Here is a 2,135-nt window from a genome sequence, read left to right as displayed (position 1 = left end):
CCGCCCTCGTCGTCCTCGCCGACACCCTCTACGACTACGCCAACGGCCGCGCTTCGCTGTGGGACGTCGCCTTCGCCGCCCTCGACTGCATCCCCGGCATGAAGGGCCTCACCACCCTCGGCGGACTGGCCGCCGGCATGCGGGCTCTCGGGTCGACGGGGCTCCGGGGCATGGCCCTTGGCGCGCGCGGGCTCGGTGAGGGCGTGCGGAGCGGCGGCCGTTCGATGCGTGGTCTCTTCACCCGAGCCGACCCCATCGACATGGGCACCGGTGAGGTGGTCATGTCGGCGACCGACGTGTACCTGCCCGGGATACTGCCGCTGGTCCTGGAGCGCCACTACCGGACGTCGGTCCGCTCGGGCACCTGGTTCGGACCCTCCTGGTCCTCGACCCTCGACCAGCGCCTCGTCCTCGACCCGGACGGCGTCCGGCTGTGTGCCGAGGACGGGATGCTGCTGTACTACCCGCGTCCGCTGCCCGACACGTCGGTCATGGCCGTCGAGGGCCCCCGCTGGGCCCTGGCCTGGGAGAGCGAACCTGGCGGCCCGCTCACCGTGCGGCAACGTGAGACCGGGCGCACCCTGACGTTCGCGCCGGTCGCCGGTCGGCGGGGCGGAGAGCTGCCGCTGACCGCCATATCGGACCGCAACGGAAACCGGATCCGCGTCGAGTACGACGAGGCCGGCACCCCGTCAGGCCTCATCCACGACGCCGGGTACCACATCGGGATCACCGTCCAGGACGGCCGCGTCACCGAACTGCGGCTGCTGAGCGCGCCGGGCCGGCCCGTACTGCGCCGTTTCGCGTACGACCAGGGCAATCTCTCCGAGGTCTACAACTCGTCCGGTCTTCCGTTGCGGCTGTTCTACGACGACAGACGGCGCGTCACGGGCTGGGAGGACCGCAACGGCACCTGGTACCGCTACGCCTACGACGAGGAGGGGCGCTGCGTACGCACCGAGGGCACCGAAGGCGTACTCGCCAGCAGCATCAGCTACGACGCCGAGACCCGTCGCACCCTCTTCACCGACTCACTGGGTCGCACGACGGTCTACGAGTTCAACGACTCCTTCCAACCCGTCGTCGAGACAAACCCGTTGGGCCACCACATCCACCGCACCTTCGATCGCTACGACCGCCCGCTGACCGTCACCGACCCGCTCGGCAGGACCACCACCTTCGAGTACGACGAACAGGGCGACCTCGTGCTCCTCACCCGGCCTGACGGCCACGAGCTCCGGGTCGCCTACAACGAGTTCGGGCAGCAGACCCAGGTCGTGGAGGCGGACGGCACGATTTGGCGGCAGGAGTTCGACGAACGGGGGAACCTGCTGTCCGTCACGGACCCCTGCGGTGCCGTCTCCCGCTACACCTATGACTCCCGTGGCAGGCTGACCTCGGCGACCGACGCGCTCGGCAACACCACCCGGTTCCAACCCGACGCCGCCGGACTGCCGGTCGCCGAGACGGACCCGCTGGGCAGGTCGGTCAGGTACCAGCGCGACACGTTCGGCCGCCCTGTCGCCGTCACCGATCCCACCGACGCCACCTACCGCATGGAGTGGACGATCGAGGGCTCGCCGCTGCGCCGCACCGACCCGTTGGGCGGCACCCACCACTGGACCTGGGACGCCGAGGGCAACTGCCTCAGCCGGACTGACGAGAGCGGGCACACCACGCGCTATGCGTACGGCCCGTTCGACCTGCCCACGGCGGAGGTCCGCCCGGATGGCGCCCGCTACACGATCGCGCACGACACGGAGCTGCGCGTCGTCCGCGTCACCAACCCGGACGGGCTCACCTGGGATTACACCCGTGATCAGGCCGGCCGTCTCGTCGCGGAGAAGGACTTCGACGGGCGTGTCACCAGCTACTCCTTCGACGCGGCAGGGCAACTCATATCCCGTTCCAACGCCGCGGGGCAGAGCGTCACCTTCTGCTACGACGCCAACGGAGGCATGTCGGAGAAGCGCGTCGACGGCCGGCCCACCACGTTCTCCCTCGACCCGCTCGGACGCGTCGTCCGGGCCGCCGGGCCGGACGCCGAGGTCGTCTACCGTCGGGACGCGTTGGGGAGGGTGCTGAGCGAGACCAGCAACGGCGCCACCACCCACCACACCTACGACGCGCTGGGG

1 protein-coding gene is annotated in these 2,135 nt (G+C 70.4%); it reads left to right on the top strand.

Annotated features, from left to right (window positions below; translation table 11 throughout):
• On the top strand, positions 1 to 2,135 hold a 2,135-nt coding region (locus E1265_RS35755; RefSeq protein ID WP_132935104.1), incomplete at both ends, for a DUF6531 domain-containing protein.

This window comes from Streptomyces sp. 8K308 (assembly GCF_004348315.1).
Classification (GTDB): Bacteria; Actinomycetota; Actinomycetes; order Streptomycetales; family Streptomycetaceae; genus Streptomyces.
The sequence above is the reverse complement of the archived record's forward strand: the minus strand, read 5'-3'. Positions and strand labels throughout refer to the sequence as shown.